Consider the following 722-nt stretch of genomic DNA (forward strand, 5'->3'; position numbering starts at 1 on the left):
TAAGAAACAGGCTTAACGTAGGATATTGTCCGTTTTCCAAGCGGACCCCTACCCCGTCTCGCAGTACGATAACTGGCACCTGATAAAGTGAGCAGAAAAGGCAGCAGTAAGCGACGAAGTGTGATTGCTGGAAGTCGGACACTTCGCCCACACAATCAAACCTTTTGCAGGGCGAGAGACAAAAAGACGAGCTAGACGAAGGTCGCTACGCTCCCCGTGATTTTTATATACCCACCACGGGAGCATTAGGCACTTTTTGCCTGAAATTAACGCGATGTTTCTTTCAAAGACATCAAAGATAAGACTCCAACATCGCAATATTGATTGATGTACTTCTCTGTCATGTTGAATGTTCCTACTACGAACTTTGTATCTGTCATGGTAAATAATTGGATATTCAATATGTTGCCATCTCTAGCTTGTGACTTAAAAACTACTAGCCAAGCCTTATTTCCATCGACAGTCAATGATAACGCTTTTGGCTTTAGAGCTTTCACAAGATCCAACATCCCATCTTTCACCACATCGATATCGACTAGACCCGATGAGGCTTTCTCAGTTAATCCCAAAGACACTGCGCCATCATCGGTAGAATAAATGAATTTAGGTTTATTTTTTAAAGATGGATATTTAATGTCCGCTAACAGATCTGGCATTTTGGTGAAGTTTTCAGGGATTTTGATTGCTAGATCCAGAGGCTGTATATTCAGCTCTTTCATTAC

1 protein-coding gene is annotated in these 722 nt (G+C 41.8%); it reads right to left on the reverse strand.

Annotation, left to right across the window (positions count from 1 at the left end; all coding sequences use genetic code 11):
* Nucleotides 1-266 precede the first annotated feature (266 nt).
* On the reverse strand, nucleotides 267-722 hold a 456-nt coding region (locus SJI19_RS24700), incomplete at its 5' end, for a hypothetical protein (protein ID WP_323480877.1).

Source organism: Acerihabitans sp. TG2 (assembly GCF_035013185.1).
In the GTDB taxonomy this organism is placed as follows: Bacteria; Pseudomonadota; Gammaproteobacteria; order Enterobacterales; family Enterobacteriaceae; genus Acerihabitans.